This is a genomic window from Victivallis vadensis, from assembly GCF_003096415.1.
GTDB classification, from domain to species: domain Bacteria; phylum Verrucomicrobiota; class Lentisphaeria; order Victivallales; family Victivallaceae; genus Victivallis; species Victivallis vadensis.
The window spans coordinates 1-20158 of record NZ_QEKH01000026.1 but is presented as its reverse complement, the minus strand read 5'-3'; the positions used below and the strand labels follow the sequence as shown (position 1 = coordinate 20158).

The window sequence follows — 20158 nt, the reverse complement described above, 5'->3', positions numbered from 1 at the left end:
GTACAATTATGAACCTCAATGAATATCCGGTGTCGGTCAGCTTTCTTCCCGATCTGGAGATCAGGGACGAAGACGATCTTTTTCTCACTTTAGCCAAGGCCGCGGTAAAGGACGAGTACGCGAAAAAATGCGGAATCTCACCGACTGAAATCTTCAAACAGGTCAAAATCCGCGAGGAGCAGTCCCCCACTGCGGTCGGCAACGGACTGATTCTGCCCCATATCCGGTTGCCCGGCCTGGAGTCGCCGGTCGTCGTGCTGGCGAAGCTGGCAAAACCCTTTGATTGCCCGACTCCCGACGATCGGCCGCTGACGATGGCCTGTCTGCTGCTGGTTCCGGAGGAAAATCCGGTGGAGGGATTGCGTTTCATGGCCGACCTCGGCAGCTGTCTGCGGGCCGACGACAAAGCTCGCCGGCTGTCCGGCGCGCGCGAAGCGGAGGAGGTCAGAAAGCTGCTGGCGGAGGTCCGCAAGGCGATCCATACGCTGATTGCGGCGGATATCATGGTGCCCTGCCGCGTTTTCGCGACTCCGAAGATGGAGCTGAAAGAGGCGACCCGGCTGATGGCGGAGAACCGGCAGGAGGTGATTCCGGTGCTGGACGGCAGGAAGCTGGTCGGAGAATTGAGCAGTTCCGAGCTGTTCAAGCTGGGCATCCCGGATTTTTTCAGCCAGTTGAAAAGTGTCGGATTTATCCGTTATTTCGACCCGTTTGAAAAATATTTTTCAGTGGAAGCCGCTTCCCATGTGGAAGATGTGATGAACCGGGAGCTTCCGTTGTTTCCGCAGGAAGCTACACTGATCGAAATCGTGTTCGCGATCAGCGTTCAGCATCAGGCGGTGGTCTACGTGGTCGACCGCGACAACGGGCTGCTCGGCGTGATCACGCAGGCGCAACTGCTCGAACGAATCATCAACCTGTAAGAAAGCGTGACGGATCATGATAGCTGGAATTGTTATTTTCGTCCTCGCCTACATCGCGATCGCATCGGAGAAAATCGATAAGACGATCGCCGCGATGCTGGGCGCCGGACTGATGGTGGTGTTCAAGGTCGCCGGGTTCAACGACATGTTGGGCAAGGTGGATCTGAATGTGCTCGGGCTGCTGGTCGGCATGATGATCATCGTGAACATCATGGCCACGACCGGCGTATTTGAATATCTGGCGGTGCAGATTGCCCGGCAGACCAAAGGAAACGGCGTATTGGTCACGGTGGAATTCCTGCTGGCGACCGCGATCGTGTCGGCCTTCATGGATAATGTGACCACGGTGATCCTGATGGCTCCGGTGACGATCCTGATCACCCAGCTGCTCGGACTGCCGACGGTGCCGATCCTGATCCTGGAGGCGATCTTCTCGAATATCGGCGGCACCGCGACGTTGATCGGCGACCCGCCGAACATCCTGATCGGCGCGAGCTGCGGCCTGAGCTTCAATGACTTCCTGATCAACCTGACCCCGATCATTGTGGTGATCACGCTGGCGATTCTCGGCATCGTGGTGGTTTTCATGGGGAAAAGGCTCAGGAGCAATCCGGAAGCGGTGGCGCAGGTGCAGCTGACCGAACCGCGCCTGGCGATTCTCGACGCCGGGCGGCTGAAAGGTTCGCTGATCGTATTCGCTTTTGTGCTGCTCGGCTTTTTCACCAGCCGCCTGATCCATCTGGAGCCGGGGCTGATCGCAATCTGCGGCGCTTTCATCATGGCGCTGGTCTGCCGGGTGGAGCTGGCTCATATGCTCGAAAAGGTGGAGTGGAACACCATCTTGTTTTTCTGCGGCCTCTTCATGATGGTCGGCGCGCTCGAAATCAACGGCGTCTTCACGATGCTCGGGCATGGGATGGTTGAACTCACCAAGGGCAACTTCGCGTTGACCATGATGGTGATTCTGTGGGGAGCGGCGATCCTGTCGGCGGTGATCGACAACATTCCGCTGGTGATTTCGATGATTCCGCTGATCAACTCGATCGTGCCGGTTTTCGCCAGGCAGATGGGAATCGAGGCCGATACCGAGGCGATCCGCGCCCAGATCAGCGAGCCGCTGTTCTGGTCGCTGGCCCTTGGCGCCTGCCTCGGCGGCAACGGCACGCTGATCGGCGCTTCGGCCAACGTGGTGATCAGCCAGATCGCCCGCAAGAACCGGTATAAGCTCACCTTCAAGGATTTCACCTGCTACGGCGCGCCGCTGATGCTGATCAGTACGTTCCTGAGCATGATCTATCTGTATTTGCGCTATATCCACAAGTGGTAAGCGGAACGCAATGGCGGCCGGAAGTTGGACTTCCGGCCGTTTTTTTGTGCCGTTTTCAGCCGGAATCCCCGAAAAATCACGAATTTCTTTCCGTCCGGTATTGACATTTCCATTGAAATCGATCATAATTAAAATAGTCCGCAATCGTTTGCGGTAACGTTTGCGGATACTTCTGGAGCAATGGTATGACCAAGGATTACATCGTCAATTTGAAGGATATCGCGGAAGCGACGGGATATTCGATTTCAACCGTGTCCCGGGTGATCAAGAAGAAAGGGGAGATCGCGCAGGCCACGCGGGACCGGATTCTGGAGGTGGCGGGCAGGCTCGGCTATCACGACAACCGCCTGAGCAACGGAATGCGCACCGGCAAGACCGGAACCGTCGGAATCGTGAGCGGCATTCACTGCACCTTTTTCGCCGAACTCTTTTCCGCGCTGAACCGGGAATTGGTGAAGCGGGATTATCTGGGGCTGGTTTCGCTGAACGACGACGATGAGATCGACGATCAGGCGTGCATCCGGCGGCTGCTTGAACACCGGGTGGACGGCATTTTGATCGTGCCGCGCTACGACCAGGCGGACAACCGGTATTTCACGGAGGCGACCAGCCGGGGATTGCCGATCGTGTCGATCGACCGCAAGGTCCCGGCGGATATCGATTTCGTCGGAACCGACGACTATGCGGGCGGATGGATGGCGGCGGAGTATCTGTACAAACTCGGACACCGCCGTCTCGGATACTATCAGGGGCCGCAGGGGGCAAGCCCGGCGCGGCTGCGGCGGGAGGGATTTGAAGATTTCTGCCGGAAACACGCCGATTGCACGCTGATCCTGATCGGAGACGGCGGCTGGGACACGCCGGAGGCGGCAGTGCTGACCGCCGCATTGCAGGCGCATCCGGAACTGACCGCGGTCGGAGCTTTTACCGATATCTTTGCGGCGCAGTTGCTGGAAGCGGCGCGGATCGTGGGGCGCCGGGTGCCGGAGGAGCTGTCGGTGGTGGGGTTTGCGAATATGTCGGATCCGGCGATTCTGTCGCACGGGATCACCAGCCTGGAACAGCACGCGGGAAAACTGGCGGAGGCGGCGGTGACGGCGCTGTTCGACCGGATCGCCGCTCCCGAAGCCCCGTGGCAGGAGATCCGGGTGGTGCCGGAGCTGGTCGTGAAAAAGACGACAGCCCCGCCGCGCCGCCGGTGAGCGGCGGTTGAAACAGCAGGGGATTGGCCGGGCGGCAAGGCTGCTTATGTATGTGCGATTGGAAAGCGGAGATGAATCTCCGCACTCCAGAGACGCTTTGCGTCACGGGAGCAAGCCAAAAGCTTGGCACTCCAGAGACGCTTCGCGTCACGGGAGCAAGCCAAAAGGCTTTGGCACTCCAGAGATGTTTCGCATCACGGGAACAGGCTCGCGGCGATGTCGATATCGGACGACGTGGAATCGGTAAACATAATTTGCTTACAATGGAGGAAATATGTACAATGCGGCAAAGGTTGGCGAGAGGCAGCGGGAGGAAATGTATCGGAAATTTACGCTTATTGAGCTGCTCGTGGTGATAGCGATCATCGCGATTCTGGCGGCGATGCTGCTGCCGGCGCTGAACAAGGCGCGGGCGAAGGCGTTCGCGGTGGAGTGCGCCGGGAATCTGAAGGGCATCAGTCAGGGGGCTTATCTCTACATCGGCGACAACGATGATTTCGTGCTGCCCGGATCGACGCCGCGGCAGGCGCAGGACCAATACTGCACCGGCGGCTTCAACGGTTCGGAATACTGGTCGTACAAACTGGTTCCCTATATGGGCGTCAAAGGGTTCTACGAGTGGGATCAGGCGGCGTGGGGTTTTCCGCGCGCCCGCAATCGGAAGCGGGATTGCAGCGCGAACCCGGTACAGACCAAGAATCCCACACTTTCGTGGAATATGCACATGGGATGGATCAATCCGAGCAATGGTAAACCGGTGGATGAGTGGCATGATTATTTGAAACTGAATCAGGTCAGGCGTCCCAGTCAGATTATCCTGGTTGGAGATTCCAATATTCATACCGGCTTTACCAACAATATGCCGGATCTGCCGGTTCTGACGAATTCGATCGACCGGACGGCTTATCCGCACAGCGGCATGACCGGCAATTTCGGCCATATCGACGGGCATGTCGCCGCATACGGTTTTCTTCAGATGAAGTCCCCGGAACAGGTCGGGGGGATGGAGAGTACCGTGATCAACAGCCGCGTCTATTATGTGAAACGTTAGAAAGGGTGTTTCGATGAATCCTGTTTTTACTTATTGTCTGGCGCTGGGCTGCTTCGCCGGGATTTCGGCGGGGGCGTGGACGCTCGATTTTGAAGAGCCGCTGCTGAAGGCGGGGCCGTCGGGGAAGGTTTACGTGAATCCGACCGGAAATTTCCGGTATGACGGCGGCGGAGAGAACGCACGCTCCGGCAAGGGGGCGCTGGCGCTGGCCGGCGACGGCCGCCTGACGATGGACTACCGGGAGGCGGAGGCCGGAAAGCGTTACCGGTTGAGCGCGTTTGCGAAAGGTTCCGGGACGGCGCAGGCGGAACTGCTGTGGCTCGGGGAGCAGCATAAGGTGCTGCGTGCCGACCGTTCCTCCCTGCCGCTGACGGGGAAATATGCCCGGATCAATGTGACCGGCGAGGCTCCGGCGGGGGTGAAGCACGTTTATCTGGTCTTCTATCCGGCCAAAGGCGGCGAGATGCTGCTCGACGATGTTTCGATGGAGGCGCTGGCGGTTGAAACCGATCCGGTGCTGCTGGATTTTGAAACGCCGGTGCGCAAGGCGGGCGGGATCGGGCCGCACTTCGTGAATCCGACCGGGACTTTCCGGTATGACGACTCCGGCGAACAGGCGCGGAACGGCATCGGGGCGATGCAGCTTACCGGCGACGGACGGATCACCATCGATTTCAAGGAACCGGCGACGGAGAGCCGCTACCGGCTGAGCGCGTTCGTGAAAGGTTCCGGGACGGCGGCGGCGAAGGTGGAGTGGCGCGACGGCAACCGGATCATCGGCTCCGAAACGCGATCGGTGAAGCTGGGGGAGGCCTACCGGCGGCTTTCGCTTTCCTCGACGGCTCCGGCGGGGGCAAACCACGCCTATTTGTTCTTTTTCCCGGAAAAAGGCGGTTCGATGTACATCGACAATATCGATATGAAGCCGGTCGCGGCGGAGAAGGACCCGGCGCTGCTCGACTTTGAAGAACCGTTGACCGGTGCCGGAAACGTCGGCGGCTGCTATGTGAATCCGACCGGCAGCTTCCGGTACGACGATTCCGGGCAGCAGGCGTACCGGGGCGTCGGCGCGATGCAGTTGACCGGCAACGGTCGGGTCACGGTCGATTTCAGGAAAATCACGCCGGGCAGGACCTACCGGCTGAGCGCGCAAATGAAGGGCAAGGGGACGGGGCTGGTGCAGATGCAGTGGCTCGGCAAGCTCGCGAGACCACAGCTGGATACCAGACCGATGGCGCTCGACGGCGGCGAATACCGGCTGATTCAGGTGACGGCGACGGCTCCGGCGGGGGCGGAACATGTTTATTTGCATTTGTTCACCACCGGCGACGGCGATATCTATCTGGACGACGTCCGCTTTACGGAGCTGGAGAACGATCCCGACGCTCCGGCGATCACCGCCGATTTCACCGGAAAACAGCAGCGGTTCAGCATCTATCGAAAAGGCGAGCCGGTCATGCTGCGGATTCATTCGGACCGGATCGCCGCCGACGATACGCTGGAGTGGAAGCTGTGCGATTTCCTGAACCGGGAGGTCGCGCGCGGCAGCTCCGCCGTCACTCCGGGGCAGCTCGCCGGAGGCGTGGAGCTGACGTTGCCTCCCCCCGCTGCGGCGGGGTCTTATTTTCTCTACCTCAAACTGGCGGAATCCGGGGCGACGGTTCCGTTCAAGGGTTCGCGGCTGCCGGGTTATGTCTGCTTCGGCGTTCTACCTGAAATCGAACCGCTGCCGCTCGCCGACAGCGCGGAATCCCGTTTTGGCGGACAGGGGACGAACTTCATTGAGAGCGGCAGATTCATGGAAGGGGACCCCTACCGCCCTTTTTACCCGACGGTCGGCATGAAGTGGGTTTACGACAGCCGTTCCCCGGCCGCCCTGGAGCCGACCCCGGGGACGTTCCGGCCGCTTGACGCCGCCGCTTACCGCCGGAAGGAACCGCCTTACACCGCGCGGAACGGCATGATGGAGATCCATGACCTGCACGGCGTCCCCCGCCATCTGCTGAAGCTGCCTGCCTACGTGGACAAGGAGGGGAAGTGGAACAACGTGCAGGCGCAGGCGTGGCCGCTCGGCGACGCGGCGGGCTACACTGCCGTGGTGGAGAAAATTGCGCGCGATCTGAAAGCGCGCCGGGAAGTCTTTTTCCCGCAGCGCAGACACAACTATTTTCAGCTCCATTGGGAGCCGGACTGGCACTGGCAGGGCAACGACGACGAATTCATCGAATACTACCGCGCCGCCCGCGAGGGGCTTCGCGCCGCCGACCCGGACGCCCGGCTGCTCGGCGCGAACTACGGCGTGATCGCCCGCGGCGCGGACAAGATGGAGACGCTGTTCAAAAAAGGGCTCGGAAACTATCTGGACGGCGTCCTGATCCACCTCTATTTCCTGCCGGTCCGGGAAGAACCGGAGAAGGCGGGACTTCACCGTGACTGCCGCCGGGTCCGGCAGCTTGCCGACCGCTACATCGCGCCCGGCGCTCCGGTGATCAACACCGAGTGGGGTGTGGACTACCGCGGCGGCGAAGTGCGCGACCTGACCCACGAGTTGCTGATGAACCATGTTTCGCGCTTCACCCGGGGACACCTGATCGCGCTGGGTGAGGGCTTCGACGCGACGTGGTTTTTCTACACCACCGACTATTGCAGTTTCGACAGCTCCGGCGGCGAACAGGGGTACGGAATCTCCTTCAACACTTCGAGCTATATCAAGGATCACAAATTCGGCGCGGCCTCGCTGGAGCCGAAACCGACCATGATGGCCGCCGCCGCGATGACCCGGCTGCTGGAGGGGACGAAATCGCTCGGGCGGCTGGATCAGCTCGATCCGGCGGTCTTCGCGTACAGCTTCCGGCGCGGCGATGCGAACCTGATCGCGGTGTGGAGCCCGGAGGGGGAGCGGGAACTGAGCCTGCCGGCCGGAGTGCCGGAGCTTGCCGTTTACGATATCATGGGCAATGTGCGCACCGTGAAAACAAAGGACGGCGTGCTGACGCTGACAGTCGGCCGTTTCCCGCAGTATATTCTGGGAGTGGCGGACGCGGTGCTGCCGACGGCTCTGCGGAGCGCGGAGTCGGTGTTCGCCGTTTCCCGCCGTGCCGTCGCGCCGGGTGAAGCGTTGGCCGGAGTGTTCCGCGCCGCGGCACCGCCCCGGCTGGAACTGCGTCGCGCCGGGAGGGTTCAGCCGGTTTCGGAACGGCTGCCGGTGCAGTTGGCAACCGGCTGTTATGAGCTGGCGGCGCTGGATGCGGCGGGGCGGCCGCTGGAGTCGATGCTGCTCGATGTGACCGGCCTGGCCGAACTCGGAGAGCTTCGCGAGGGGCTGGACGGGGCCGGGCGGCTGGAGTTCACCGTGCCGGTCGCCAATCTCTCCGCCCGGGAACAGCGGTTCACACTGCGCGCTTTCTACGATGGCCGGGAGTTCGCGGCGGCGGAGATTGCGGTTCCGGGCAAGCGGACCGTCGAGGCGAAACTTCCGGCGGGGAAGCTCGAATACGACGGGCTCAGGCTCAAGACCCTGAAAGTGGAGGCATCCACCTCCGCCGGGAAGCAGGCGCAGCGGGAACGGTTCTTCGGCGCGCTGCTTCCGGCGGTGATGGCCGCCCCGGAAATCGACGGCCTGCAGCAGGACTGGCCGCCGCAGTTCTTCAGCCGCGACTTCGGCGGCGGGGCGTTGACCTATCAGCAGAAGCGCCACCGGGGAAACGCCGATTTTTCGGCGCGCTATGCGCTGGGCGTCGACCGGGAACGGTTGTTCCTGACGGTGCGGGTACAGGACGACGTCGCGCTGCCGACGGTGAATCCGGCCCAGCCGTGGCGGGAAGATTCGCTGATCATTGCATTGGGACGCGATTCGGACGGCAACGGCGAATTCCGCAACTGCCGCCGGTTGAGTTTCACGCGCAATGCGGACGGGTCGGTGCTGGCGCAGGAGATTTTCGGCTCGCCGCCGAAGGGAGTGGTGCCGCTGCCCGCCGGAACGCTCGATGCGGCGATCCGGCGCGATGAGAACGGCAAAACCACCGTCTACGAACTGGCGTTGCCGCTGACGCTGTTCGGCGCGAAGCCGGATGAATCACTCGGATTGGGGATCACGCTTCACGACGTGGATACGCCGGAGGAGGTCCGGCAGGACCTGCACCGCGAGATGAGCCTTGCGGGCGGCGTGCCGCTCTTCATGGGAGACGTGAAGTTCGCGACTTTGCTGCTGCCGGAGCGGCGCGACGGCAACCCGGCCGCCGCGATCTGGGATACGGAACGGCTTTTCCAGGTGCCGCCGCACCGTCCTGCCGGCTTCCCGGAGAGTGAGGTGCCGGGACTGCAGGCGCTGACCTACGACGGCTGGCCGCTGCCGGACGGCAGGCCGGGCCGGGTGTTCGCCTACTGCGGCATTCCGGCCGGAACGCCTCCGGCGGGAGGTTTCCCGGCGGTGCTGCTGGTGCACGGCGGCGGCGGAACCGCCTTCGCCCGCTATGCGAAGCAGTATCTGGCACGGGGGTACGCGGTGCTGGCTCCCGACCTCTACGGCAAGCGCCCGCTGGCTCCCGACGGTACGGAACGAGTGCCGCTGGCGGGCGGCTCCGACGCCGACTGGCAGTTGCGGAGCGTGGCGGACGTGATCAGCGCGCATTCGCTGCTGCGTTCGCTGCCGAACGTGAACCCGGAAAAGACCGGGCTGGTCGGCGTGAGCTGGGGCGGCGTATTCGGTTCGATCGTGTCGACGCTGGATGACCGGTTCCGGCTCATTGTGCCGGTCTACGGCTGCGGCTTCTGGGCGGCGGGGGACGCCAGTTCGGATTTCGGCAGGGGGCGGCGTTCATGCTGGTACGATCCGGGGCGGTTCCTGCCGTTCGCGAAGGTGCCGCTGTACTGGGTGATCGGGGCGGACGACGGCTCTTTCGGTTTGGAAAGCTGGCTGAAAAGCACGGAAACCGCGCCAACCACCCGGAGCCGGCTGCTGCTGCCGAAACAATCGCATTCCCACGTCGGCTTTGAACTGCCGTCGGTGCTCCGGGCCGTCGACGCCGGGCTGAACGGGGCGCCGCCTCCGCCGGAAGTCGGCGCGATGACGCTGACGGACGGCGTTGTTTCCGCGCCGCTGCTGAGTCCGGCGGCTGGAAACCTCCGGGCGGAGCTGTACTGCAGCGAGGACCCGGCGGAGACACCGCAGCAGAAGCGGAATTACAGGAGCGTCAAAGCGGAGATCGCCGGGAATGTGATCCGGGCCGCGCTGCCGGAGACGGCGCGCTGCTGGTTTTTGAATGTGTATGACGGAGAGAGAACCGGCGCGACCGCGCCGAATTTCGGGAGCCGGGAACCATGATCGATTTTGCCGCCTGTGCCGCCGCGTCGCCGGAGCTGAACTTTCAATGGAGCGGCAACCGCTGCCGCATTATGCTGACCAACACCGGCGATGCGCCGCGCCGCTTTGGTGAGGTGGTGCTGTTCGCCGGGACTCCCGGCTGTCCGGCATCGACCCGTTTCTACGGCGAGGGATACAGTATGCTTTCGCAATATCAGGGCACGCTGGAGCGGTTCGAGAGCCTGACCCCCTACTCCGACGCCGGGCACTACCGGCTGCCGGGGAAGGAGGGCTTTTTCAGCTGTTACAATCTGTGGCTGCTGTTTCCGGCCGGGGAACCGGTGCAACTGGCCGGATTCAGCTCCTGCCGCCGCTTCAGCGGGAAATTCCATTTCAACCCGGAGCGGTTTGAGGCGGTTCTGGAGCTGGAGCAATTGGAGCTTGCTCCCGGTGAAACGGTCGAGCTGGAGGAGTTCTTCACCGCTTCCGGCTTCGACCGGGAAACGCTGCTGGCGGAGTTCTCCGCCCGGCTGGCCGCGAACCATTCGCGCCCAGGCTGGAACGGGCCGCAGCCGGCGGGCTGGTGTTCGTGGTACAGTTACGGGCCGGAGGTGACCGAGCGGGATATCTTTGAAAATCTCGCCGCGATCCGCGCGTCGCTGCCGGAGTTGCGTTTCATCCAGATCGACGACGGTTATCAGGCGAAGATGGGAGACTGGCTGACGCCGCACCCGAACTTCCCCGCCGGGGTGCGGAGCCTTTGCGAACGGGTCCGGGAGGCCGGATTTGAACCGGCGCTCTGGGTGGCCCCGTTTATCGCGGAGGCGGATTCCGAACTGTTCCGGGAACACCCGGAGTTTTTCGTGCGGAATGAAGCGGGCGAGCCGCTCTCGTCGGGCGACTGCTCCTTCGGCGGCTGGCGCAATGGGCCGTGGTATATGCTGGACGGTTCGCACCCCGGCGCGTGTGCGTGGCTGCGGGAGGTGTTCCGGGTGATGCGCCGGGAGTGGGGCTGCCGCTATTTCAAGCTCGATGCGAATGTGTGGGGCGGATTCCCCTTCGGCCGACGGCACGGTGCGGTGACCTCGGTGGAAGCGTACCGCTCCGGCATGGCGGCGATCCGCGACGGCGCGGGCGAAGGGGCGTTCATCCTCGGCTGCAACGCGCCGATGTGGCCGAGCCTCGGCTGCTGCGACGGAATGCGGGTCACGGGGGACATCAACCGGAACTGGAAAACTTTCCGGATGCTGGCTGCCGAATGTTTCCGCCGCAACTGGCAGCACGGGCGGCTCTGGTTGAACGACCCGGATTGCGCGGTGCTGACCAATCAGAACGGTTCCGCGCTGACCCCGGCGGAGTTCGGCTTTCACGCGGCGCATCTGCTGGCTTCCGGCGGGTTGGTCCTCTCCGGGGATAAGATTCCGGAATTGGACGGCGCCGCCCGCGATACGCTGCGCCGCCTGATCCGGCTGGCGGGGGCTCCGGCCCGTTTTCTCGACCCGGAATTTCGAACCGCGGTTGCGGAGCGGGATGGGCGCACGTTGTATTTCTTCTTCAACCCGGGGGATGCCGGGGTGGACTTCCTGTCGCCGCTGCGCGTGCGTCTCGCGGCGCATTCCGCGTGCGTGATCGAGAAGTGACGGTTTGTAATCTACACAACTGCAATTGATTGCGGAAGTAACGGAAAATCAGCGGATGAACGGCGGATCAGCGGTAGAGGGCCGGTGTGATGCCCAGTTTGCCGATCTTGTAGTGCAGAATGCGGATCGTGAGATTCAGCATCCGGGCGGATGCGGCGACGTTGCCGCGGTTGGCTTTCAGTGCCTCGACGATCAGGGTGCGTTCAAACGCTTCGACCCGGCTGGCGAAATCGCCGAGCGAATTGGAACCGGGATGGCGGGCCGCCGCCTGCAGTGCGGCGGGCAGTCCGTAGGAGTGGATGGAGTCGTCGGTGGCGGTCAGCACGGCGCGTTCGATGCAGTTTTCGAGTTCGCGGACGTTGCCGGGCCAGTGGTAGGCGGTCATCAGGTTCATCGCGGAGGAGGAGATCCGGCGGATGCGGCGGCGGTGGAGCTTGTTGAACTTCGCGAGGAAATGGGCCGCCAGCAGCGGAATGTCGGAACGGCGTTCCGCGAGGTCAGGCAGGTGGATCGGGAATACGTTCAGCCGGTAGTAGAGGTCTTCGCGGAAAAGCCCCTGCTCCATCAGTTTTTCCAGATTACGGCTGGTGGCGGCGATCACCCGCACGTCGGAGCTGCGCTCCTCGTTGCTGCCGACCCGCTGGAAGGTGCGCTCCTGCAGGAAGCGCAGCAGCTTCACCTGCATCGCAATGCTGAGGTCGCCGATCTCGTCGAGGAACAGCGTGCCGGTGTGGGCGGCTTCGACGCGGCCGATCCGGCGGCTGACCGCTCCGGTGAACGCTCCCTTTTCATGGCCGAAAAGCTCGCTCTCGATCAGGTTCTCGGGGAGGGCGGCGGAATTGACCACGATAAAGGGCTTGTCCTTGCGGCTGCCGGTGCGCTGGATCGCGCGTGCGACCAGCTCCTTGCCGGTGCCGGAATTGCCCCGGATCAGCACGGTGGCGCTGCTGGAGGCCACCTGTTCGATCATCGCGTAGACCGCCCGCATCGCCTGGCAGTTGCCGATCACCTCGGCAGGGACGGAGATGCGGTCGAGCGCCTGCTTCAGCCGGGCGTTTTCCGCCATCAGCCGGGAGCGTTCCTCGTGCTCGCCCAGCCACAGCGAAACCGCTTCCGCCATCAGGTTGGCAACGATTTCGAGCAAATTGAAGTCGCGTTCGAGGTCGGCGCCGGGAAGCATTTCGCGGTCGATGCTCATGGTGCCGATCACTTCGTCCTTGTGCAGGATCGGCACGCAGATGAAGGCGACGTGGGAGTTGCGGCCGCGTGCGCCGGTGCGGTCGAGAAATTCGGGTTCGCGGGAGATGTCGGGGATGATCCGGGCCTTGCCGGTCAGGGCGACCTGTCCGGTGATGCCTTCGCCGAGATGGTACTTGCCGCGCCGCATCTCCGCCTCGCTCAACCCGTGGGAGGCTTCGATATAGAGCAGGTCGCCGCGCCGCAGGGTGACGGTGCCGCGCAGGAGCCCCATCTCGCGGTACAGAATGCCGAGCACGAGCTGCAGCATCGCGGAGACGTTCTTCTCGCGAAGCACGGCCTGGCTGATTTGGTTCAGCACGGCCATCTCAAGATTTTTGCAACGGTTCATGAAACTTTCCTGTCGATATTCCGCCCCGGCATGTTGTCGGTCGTGCAGCCTATACAACCTTGGAGTGCGGAGCCCGCAGGGGCGGCGAAGCCGACTTCAGCTCCGCTTTCCAATCGCACGTCACCTCTGCTTACGCCCATGACCGTATAAGAGCAATGTGCGACTTGAAAACAGCCATACATTCCCAAGACGCTTCGCGTCGGGGGGACGCTCGCGCGCCCGCGCGGTTGCGTCTGCAATTACCAACTGACGTCGCCGCCCCCCCCCGCGGCGGCTCCGCGCTCCGAACCGACCGCTCAAAGGCGCTTCGCTTCCTTGAGCGGTCGCGCGCTCCGCCGGGCAGTACTGCCGCATTGCGGCCGGTATTCGCCGGCCTTACATTTCGCTTCGCTCCGGCCCCGCGCCTGCGCAAAGCGACCAGCGCAGTTCGCGCGCTGGACTGCGACCGGCAACGTGCCGGTGCGGACGCCGCTGCGCGGCTATTCTTTTTAATTTTTATTTTTTGAGGGAGGCTACGGCTCGTTTCATCCCTTCCGCCGCTCCCTCGATCACCTTCGCGTCTACGCAGAACGCCAGCCGCACGTAGCCCGGCCCGCCGAAGCCGCACCCCGGCACCGCCAGGATGCACTCCTTCAGCAGCGCGTCCACGAATTGCCGGTCGTCCGCCACCGGCGACTTCGGGAAGAAGTAGAACGCCCCGCGCGGCATGTTGAACTCCACTCCCGCGTCGGTCAGGATTTTCGCCATCGCCGTGCGCCGCGCCCGGTAAATCTCAAGATCCACCTGCGCTTCCATGCACACCTCCAGAATCTGCTGCGCCAGCGCCGGAGCGTTCACGAAACCCAGAATCCGGTTGCAGATCGTCAGCGCCGCGACCAGCTCGTCGCCGCCCTCGATTTTCGGAGAGACCGCGATGTAGCCGAGCCGCTCGCCCGCCAGCGACAGGTTCTTGGAGTAGGAACCGATCACCACGCTGTGCGGGAAAAGCTCGAAAGTCCCCGGCAGTTCCACGTTGTCGAAATTCAGGAAGCGGTAAGGCTCGTCCGAAACCACGTAGATGGTGCGGTTGTATTTCTTTTCCATCGCCGCGATGATTTCGGCGAACCGGGTCAGCTCGGCGCGGGTGTAAATCTGGCCGGTCGGATTGTTCGGCGTATTCAGGATGACCGCGCGGGTCTTCGCGGTGAACGCCTTTTCCAGCGCGTCGAGGTCGAGTTCAAAGGTGAAATCCTTCGACGGCACCGGGATCAGCCTGCCGCGATGGTTTCCGGCGTAGAAGCCGTATTCCACGAAGTACGGGGCCGGGCAGATCACCTCGTCGCCCGCCTCCAGCACGGCACGGAAAAACACGTTGATGCCGCCCGCCGCGCCGCAGGTCATGATCACATGGGAGGCCGGAACCGTCACGTTCTGCTCTTTGGAGAGATGGACCGCGAGCTTTTCGCGCAGCGCCGGATAACCGGCATTGGGCATGTAGCCGAGCGCGAAGGGGCGGTCGGCGCGCGCCGCGATCGTTTCGAGCGCCTGTTTGACCTCCGGCGGCGGCGGCAGGTCGGGATTGCCGAGGCTGAAGTCGTACACCTTGTCGGCGCCGTATTTTTTGCGCAGTTCGATCCCGGCCTCGAACATCCGGCGGATCATGGAAGAATTCGCGACGTATCCTTTGATTTCATCGGTAATCAATTGCATGATGACTGTTCTCCTGTGTCAATGGCATTCCATAAAATTTAACCCCGAAAGCGGCTCCGTACAAGCGGAAGGTTGACAAAATTGTAACTTTTGAAAAGTTTTCACCGGAATCAGGAGAGATTGCCATGACTCAGAAAAAATACGCCGCGCCGGAGGAGAAGCCGCTCGACGCGATTGAAAAAGCCCTGCTCAAGCGGGCGCTCGGTTTCAAGCAGGAGGAGGTCCACACCGAGGAGATGATCGACCGGGAGTCCGGCAAGGTGCTGGAGACCGCCAAACGCCGCAAGGTGACCAAGGAGATCGTGCCGGATGTACGCGCATTGCTCTTCTGGCTCAAAAACCGCCGCCCCGAGCGGTGGCGGGAACGGATCGAGCCGCAGGAGTCCGCTCCCGAATACGAGTTCGACCCGGACGAAGAACGGCTCTGAATGAAAACCATTCGGATTTTTTGATTATAAAAAGGCGGATTTGTTTGAATTTTGCAACACAGCCTCTATATTAATGACTCTTTTATTATAAAGGAATCATATGGAACTCTTTGGAATTCGAAGTTCGTTCAGCCGCCGCAGTTTTGTCGGCCACGGCGGCTACCTGGAAATCTGCAAAATCGCGTATCCGCTGGTGATCATGAGTGCGACGAACAGCATCATGCAGTTCGTCGACCGGAAGTTTCTGGCCGAAAACTCAACGCTTGACGTCGCCGCGTCGATGCCGGGCGGCATTCTGTATTTCACCTTGTTCGCGTTCTTTCTGGCGACCTGCAACTACACGTCGGCGCTGGTTGCGCAGTATCACGGCGCGAACGACCGGAGCAATCTGCTGCGCGCGGTGTGGGCGGGGCAGACGCTGGCGGTTTTCGCCGGGCTGGTGATTACCTTCGTGATCCCGCCGATCGGAATCTTTTTCATCGAGCGCAGCGGCCATCCGACTGAACTGCTGTCACGGGAGATCGAGTATTTCACCAGCCTGCTGCCGAGCGGTGTGTTCATCTGCATGGCGGCGCCCTATTTCGCATTCTTTTCAGGACAGGGGCGGACGATTCCGGTCGCGGTGATCAACATCGGCGCATGTCTGCTGAACATCTTTCTCGATTACATTTTCATTTTCGGCAAGCTCGGGTTGCCCGCCTACGGCATTTTCGGCGCGGGCATCGCGACCAGCATCTGCTGCATGGCGCTGATGATTGCGGTGATGGTCTACTTCTACAGCCAGAACCAGCGGAAAATTCCGACCCGGAAGCGCTGGGAGTTCCGCCCGGAACTGCTGATGAAGCTGGTCCGCTTCGGCGCTCCGGCCGGTTTCCAGACCTTCATCGACGTCGGCGCCTGGACGATGGTGACCTTCATGATCGGCAACCTCGGCCCGGCGGCGCTGGCGGCGAGCGTGATCGCTCTGTCGATCAACAATATCTTTTTCGTGCCGCTGATGGGCTTGTCGGATTCGACCGCGATCGTGGTCGGCCAGTACATCGGCCGGAACCGGCACGGCATCGCGCAGAATGCGACCTACCGGGCGTGGCGGTTGTCGGCGGTCTACGCTTTTCTGGGGGCGCTGATCTACGCCGGACTGCCCGACCAGCTCGCGCAGTTCTTTTCTCCGGCGGAGCAGTCGGTGGATTTCGACGAGGTACGGCATATCTGCGTCGGGGTGCTGGCGGCGGCGGCGCTGTTCAACGCCGGGGACAGCGTGAAATTCGTGTTCATGGGCGCGATGCGCGGCGCGGGCGACACCATCGCGATTTTCCTGCTGAATTCGCTGACGGCGTGGGGATTGCTGGTGCCGGGCGTGGTGCTGCTGACGCAGGTGTTCAAAAGCTCCATCTATATGGTCTGGGGCTTCGTGGCCTGCGTCTGTCTGGTGGATGCGATGATCTTCCTGTGGCGCTTCAATACCGGGAAGTGGCGCAGGATCAAACTGATCGAAAAAAAGGACAACCGGATTCCGTTGGAAGAGCTTGCGCGTGAAAACCCGTAAAAAAATTTGAAATTTGCGGTTTCGCGGGTTAATTTATAGGCAATTATTTGGAATTTCATAACTCAACGACTGGAGAACATCATGTCCGGGCATAGTAAATGGGCCAACATCAAGCATAAGAAAGAAGCTGCCGACAAGGTCAAGGGCAAGGCGTTTTCGCGCATCGCCAAGGAGATTATGGTCGCCGCGAAGATGGGCGGTTCCGATCCGAATGCGAACCCCCGGCTCCGTGCCGCGCTGACCTCCGCGAAGGCGGTCAACATGCCGAATGCGAACATCGAGCGCGCGATCAAGAAAGGCGCGGGCGAACTCGGCGACGTCGTGTACGAGGAGATCACCTATGAAGGCTATGCCGCCGGCGGCGTGGCGGTGATGGTCGAGTGCCTGACCGATAACAAGAACCGTTCGATCAGCGATGTGCGCATGACGTTCGACCGCAACAACGGCAACCTCGCGGCTTCCGGCGCGGTGGCGCGCATGTTCAAGCGCATGGCGCACTTCACGATCACCGGCGACTGGGCGGATGAGGAAAAGCTGATGGATGTGGTGCTCGAAGCGGGCGCGGACGACCTGACCGTCGAGGACGGCGTCGCGGAAGTCTGGGCCGAACCGGAATTCTTCGAACCGCTGGCGAAGGTCTTTGAGGAAAAGGGCATTCCGACGGAAGAAGCCGAGGTGACCCGCCGTGCGGAGATGGTCACGACGCTGACCGATCCGGGAATTGCGCGCCAGGTGCTCCGGCTGGTGGAACGCATGGAAGAGCTGGACGACGTGCAGCAGGTGACGGCGAACTACGAAATCGACGATTCGATTGCGGATCAGCTGGAAGAAGAGTAAGCCGGTGCGCGGTTGAAGCAAAGGGGGCGGTTTCAGAGATGGACCCGTCCCCTCTTCACATAAAAAAATCATATAAAAAACGCCGAAGGCGGTTTGCGCCGCCGGCAGCTTGCCGGCCGCGATGCGGCAGTACCGCCCGGCGGAGTGCACGGCCGCTCAAGGAAGCGAAGCGCCTTTGAGCGGCCGGTTCGGAGCGCGGAGCCGTTGCGAGGGGCGTCAACATCAGTTGGTAATTGCAGACGCAACCGTGCGGGCGCGGGAGCGTTCCCCCCTGACGCGAAGCGTCTTTGGAGTGCGGAGATTCATCTCCGCCTTCAAGTCGCACATTGCCCTTATACGGTCATGTGCGTAAACAGAGATGGCGCGCAAGTTGTAATAGAGTGATTTTAACCGCGGAAGTTGTAAAGGATCAGGAGGCGGGGGAAAGCCTGCCGTTTCAAAGGCGGGCCGGATTTACAATCCGGCTCCGGCAGCCGGGCGTTCCGCCCATGTAAAGTCTCCGATGGTCGGGGCGCTTTGCCTCCCGAACCCCCGGCCGGGCAGTACCCGGCGGCGGGTAAATTTTTATGGAAAGGTCATTATGGTCATTCTCGGCATCGACCCGGCGATTCGCACTACCGGGTACGGCGTGATCCGCACGGATTCGCTGTCGCATCTGGAAATCCTCGACTGCGGCGTGATCGCGAACTCCCCAAAGCTGCCCCATTCCGAGTGTCTGCGGCGGCTTGCCGGCGGTATCCGCGAGCTGGTTCAGGCGTTTCATCCCGATTACGCTTCGATCGAGGAGCCGTTCATGGGGCGCAACGCCTCCACTGCGATCATTCTCGGCATGGCGCGTGGCGGCATCCTGACCGCTCTTGTCGAAAGCGGAGTGCCGACCTACGCATATTCCCCCAAGACCGCAAAGCGCGCCGCCGTCGGCACCGGCATGGCCACCAAGGAGCAGATTGCGATCCTGCTTGCCGCCGAGCTCGGGATCGAAATCGAACGCATTCCGCTGGACTCCACCGATGCGTTGGCGCTGGCGATCTGCCACGCACAGCTGGCGATGCGTCCGACGCTGGCGGAGAAGATGGGGAAACCCCTGTAGTGGCGAGCGATTTCCACAGCCATGTGTGTAAGAGCGGCGCCGTCACGCTGTTGTCGGTTCCGTACCCGGAACCGGGCGGCGGATGGCCGTGGTCGCTGGAGTTCCATCCGTGGCACCTGCCGGAGACCGTGGAGGGTGGATTGCCCGGCGGCTTTGCGGAGTTGCTGGAAAGCGCGGCGGCGCTGGGCGAAGTCGGGCTTGACCGGCTGCGCGGGCCGGTCTGCGAAGTGCAGCGCCGCTGGCTGAAGCTGCTGCTGGAAGCGGCGCGGGCGTTGAAAAAGCCGGTGGTGTTCCACTGTGTGCGGATGGTGCCGGAGCTGCTGGCCGAAACGAAACCCTATGGCGGCCTGAAACGGCTGTTTCACGGTTTCCGGGGAAGCCCGGAGCTGTTGGAGGAGTTGCGAAGTCATGGCTTTTATGTATCGCTGGCCCCGGCGGCATTGGAACGACCGGAGCTGATGGAGCATCTGCGTTCCGCCGGATTGGGCGGGATCGGTTTTGAGACCGATACATCGCCGGAGCCGGTCGAATGGATTCTGGAGCGGGCGGCCCGGCGGCTGAATCTCTCTTATGCGGAGCTGGAACGGATCACGGATCAAACTTTTCAAGAGTTTTTGCATCATGAATGAATACGAGGATTTTGAGAGGCGGCAGCAGCGGACCCGGCTGCTGGTCGGCGATGGGAAGCTGGAGCGGCTGCGGCGGGCGCACGTGCTGGTGCTCGGCGTCGGCGGCGTCGGCGCCTATGCGGCCGAACAGCTGGCCCGCGCCGGAGTGGGGCGTCTGACGCTGGTGGACGGCGATGTGGTCGAACCCTCCAACTGTAACCGCCAGCTTCCGGCGCTGACCGCGAACTTCGGCCGCCCCAAGGCGGAGGTGATGGCGGAACGGTTCCGGGAAATCAATCCGGCCATTGAGGTCATTCCGCTCGTGGAATTCATCCGCGACGAAAAGATCGACCGGCTGCTGGAAACCCGTTTCGATTATGCGGTGGATGCGATCGACCAGCTTTCCCCGAAGGTGTTTTTCATTCTCGGCTGCCGGAAGCGGAAAATTCCGCTGATCTCCTCGATGGGTTCCGGCGGCAAGACTGATCCGTCGCTGATTCAGGTTGCGGATATCTCCAGAACCCGGGGATGTGCGCTGGCCCGTGCGGTTCGCACCCGGCTGCGGGATCTCGGTGTCCACAAAGGGGTCAAAACCGTTTTTTCTCCGGAGGAGGTTTCCAGGGCCGCCGTTCACGCCTGGCAGGACGAAGCCGGCCATAACCACTCCACGGTCGGCACCTTCTCCTATATGCCTGCCGCCTTCGGCTGTTTCTGCGCGTCGGTCGTATTGCGCGCCCTCTGAAATTCCGTCGTCAACTATTCCGACATGAGGTCAATTTTGTCTCATGCTGTTTTTTTATCTCAAAAAAACTGATTTTTCTTTTTGAAGGTATTGCTTTTTATTTTAAAGTGTAATATAATTATATTGAAGATGTGACTGTGTCAGATTGAAGGGGCTGTTGTTTCGCATAATGCCAAGTATGTTAA

The 20158-nt window shown here is 61.9% G+C and carries 14 protein-coding genes; 12 read left to right on the top strand and 2 right to left on the bottom strand.

The genetic code is table 11. The features are described 5' to 3' along the window. Positions 1–8: 8 nt before the first annotated feature. From C8D82_RS14690 to C8D82_RS14665, 6 genes are all read left to right on the top strand, one after another. Positions 9–923 (top strand): PTS sugar transporter subunit IIA, encoded by a 915-nt coding sequence (locus C8D82_RS14690; protein WP_116885040.1) that lies wholly within the window; start codon positions 9–11, stop codon positions 921–923. 16 nt (positions 924–939) lie between these two features. Next, a complete protein-coding gene (locus tag C8D82_RS14685) occupies positions 940–2250 on the top strand; it encodes an ArsB/NhaD family transporter (protein ID WP_116885039.1) in 1311 nt (436 codons plus the stop codon). Positions 2251–2435: 185 nt separating this feature from the next. After that, on the top strand, positions 2436–3452 hold the full coding sequence (locus tag C8D82_RS14680; protein WP_116885038.1) for a LacI family DNA-binding transcriptional regulator: 1017 nt from the start codon (positions 2436–2438) through the stop codon (positions 3450–3452). Positions 3453–3768: 316 nt separating this feature from the next. Next, positions 3769–4503, top strand: a complete 735-nt coding sequence (locus C8D82_RS14675; protein WP_207776144.1) for a prepilin-type N-terminal cleavage/methylation domain-containing protein — start codon at positions 3769–3771, stop codon at positions 4501–4503. A gap of 13 nt (positions 4504–4516) precedes the next feature. Beyond that, the gene (locus C8D82_RS14670; RefSeq protein ID WP_116885036.1) at positions 4517–9826 is read left to right on the top strand and encodes a dienelactone hydrolase family protein; all 5310 of its coding nucleotides are present in this window, start codon (positions 4517–4519) and stop codon (positions 9824–9826) included. Continuing rightward, positions 9823–11445, top strand: a complete 1623-nt coding sequence (locus C8D82_RS14665; RefSeq protein ID WP_116885035.1) for a glycoside hydrolase family 36 protein — start codon at positions 9823–9825, stop codon at positions 11443–11445. Before C8D82_RS14670 ends, C8D82_RS14665 begins: the two co-directional genes overlap by 4 nt. 67 nt (positions 11446–11512) lie before the next feature. Here C8D82_RS14665 and C8D82_RS14660 read toward each other — a convergent pair whose 3' ends face one another. After that, on the bottom strand, positions 11513–13033 hold the full coding sequence (locus C8D82_RS14660) for a sigma-54-dependent Fis family transcriptional regulator (protein WP_116885034.1): 1521 nt from the start codon (positions 13031–13033) through the stop codon (positions 11513–11515). A 495-nt stretch (positions 13034–13528) separates the two neighbouring features. After that, on the bottom strand, positions 13529–14722 hold the full coding sequence (locus C8D82_RS14655; RefSeq protein WP_116885033.1) for a pyridoxal phosphate-dependent aminotransferase: 1194 nt from the start codon (positions 14720–14722) through the stop codon (positions 13529–13531). Positions 14723–14847: 125 nt separating this feature from the next. Here C8D82_RS14655 and C8D82_RS14650 point away from each other — a divergent pair, with 125 nt between their 5' ends. From C8D82_RS14650 to C8D82_RS14625, 6 genes are all read left to right on the top strand, one after another. Continuing rightward, on the top strand, positions 14848–15150 hold the full coding sequence (locus C8D82_RS14650) for a hypothetical protein (RefSeq protein ID WP_116885032.1): 303 nt from the start codon (positions 14848–14850) through the stop codon (positions 15148–15150). Between the two features lie 100 nt (positions 15151–15250). Then, complete coding sequence (locus tag C8D82_RS14645; protein ID WP_116885031.1) at positions 15251–16696, top strand: MATE family efflux transporter; 1446 nt, start codon at positions 15251–15253, stop codon at positions 16694–16696. Between the two features lie 81 nt (positions 16697–16777). Beyond that, positions 16778–17533, top strand: a complete 756-nt coding sequence (locus C8D82_RS14640) for a YebC/PmpR family DNA-binding transcriptional regulator (RefSeq protein WP_116885030.1) — start codon at positions 16778–16780, stop codon at positions 17531–17533. A gap of 580 nt (positions 17534–18113) precedes the next feature. Continuing rightward, positions 18114–18623 (top strand): crossover junction endodeoxyribonuclease RuvC, encoded by a 510-nt coding sequence (ruvC, locus tag C8D82_RS14635; RefSeq protein ID WP_165833101.1) that lies wholly within the window; start codon positions 18114–18116, stop codon positions 18621–18623. Continuing rightward, positions 18623–19252, top strand: coding sequence for a TatD family hydrolase (locus C8D82_RS14630; RefSeq protein WP_165833100.1), 630 nt, complete (start codon positions 18623–18625; stop codon positions 19250–19252). The genes ruvC and C8D82_RS14630 overlap by 1 nt, the downstream gene beginning before the upstream one ends. Next, positions 19245–19973 carry a tRNA threonylcarbamoyladenosine dehydratase gene (locus tag C8D82_RS14625; protein ID WP_116885091.1) on the top strand — a complete coding sequence of 243 codons (729 nt, stop codon included), beginning with the start codon at positions 19245–19247 and terminating at the stop codon, positions 19971–19973. The genes C8D82_RS14630 and C8D82_RS14625 overlap by 8 nt, the downstream gene beginning before the upstream one ends. Positions 19974–20158: the final 185 nt, after the last annotated feature.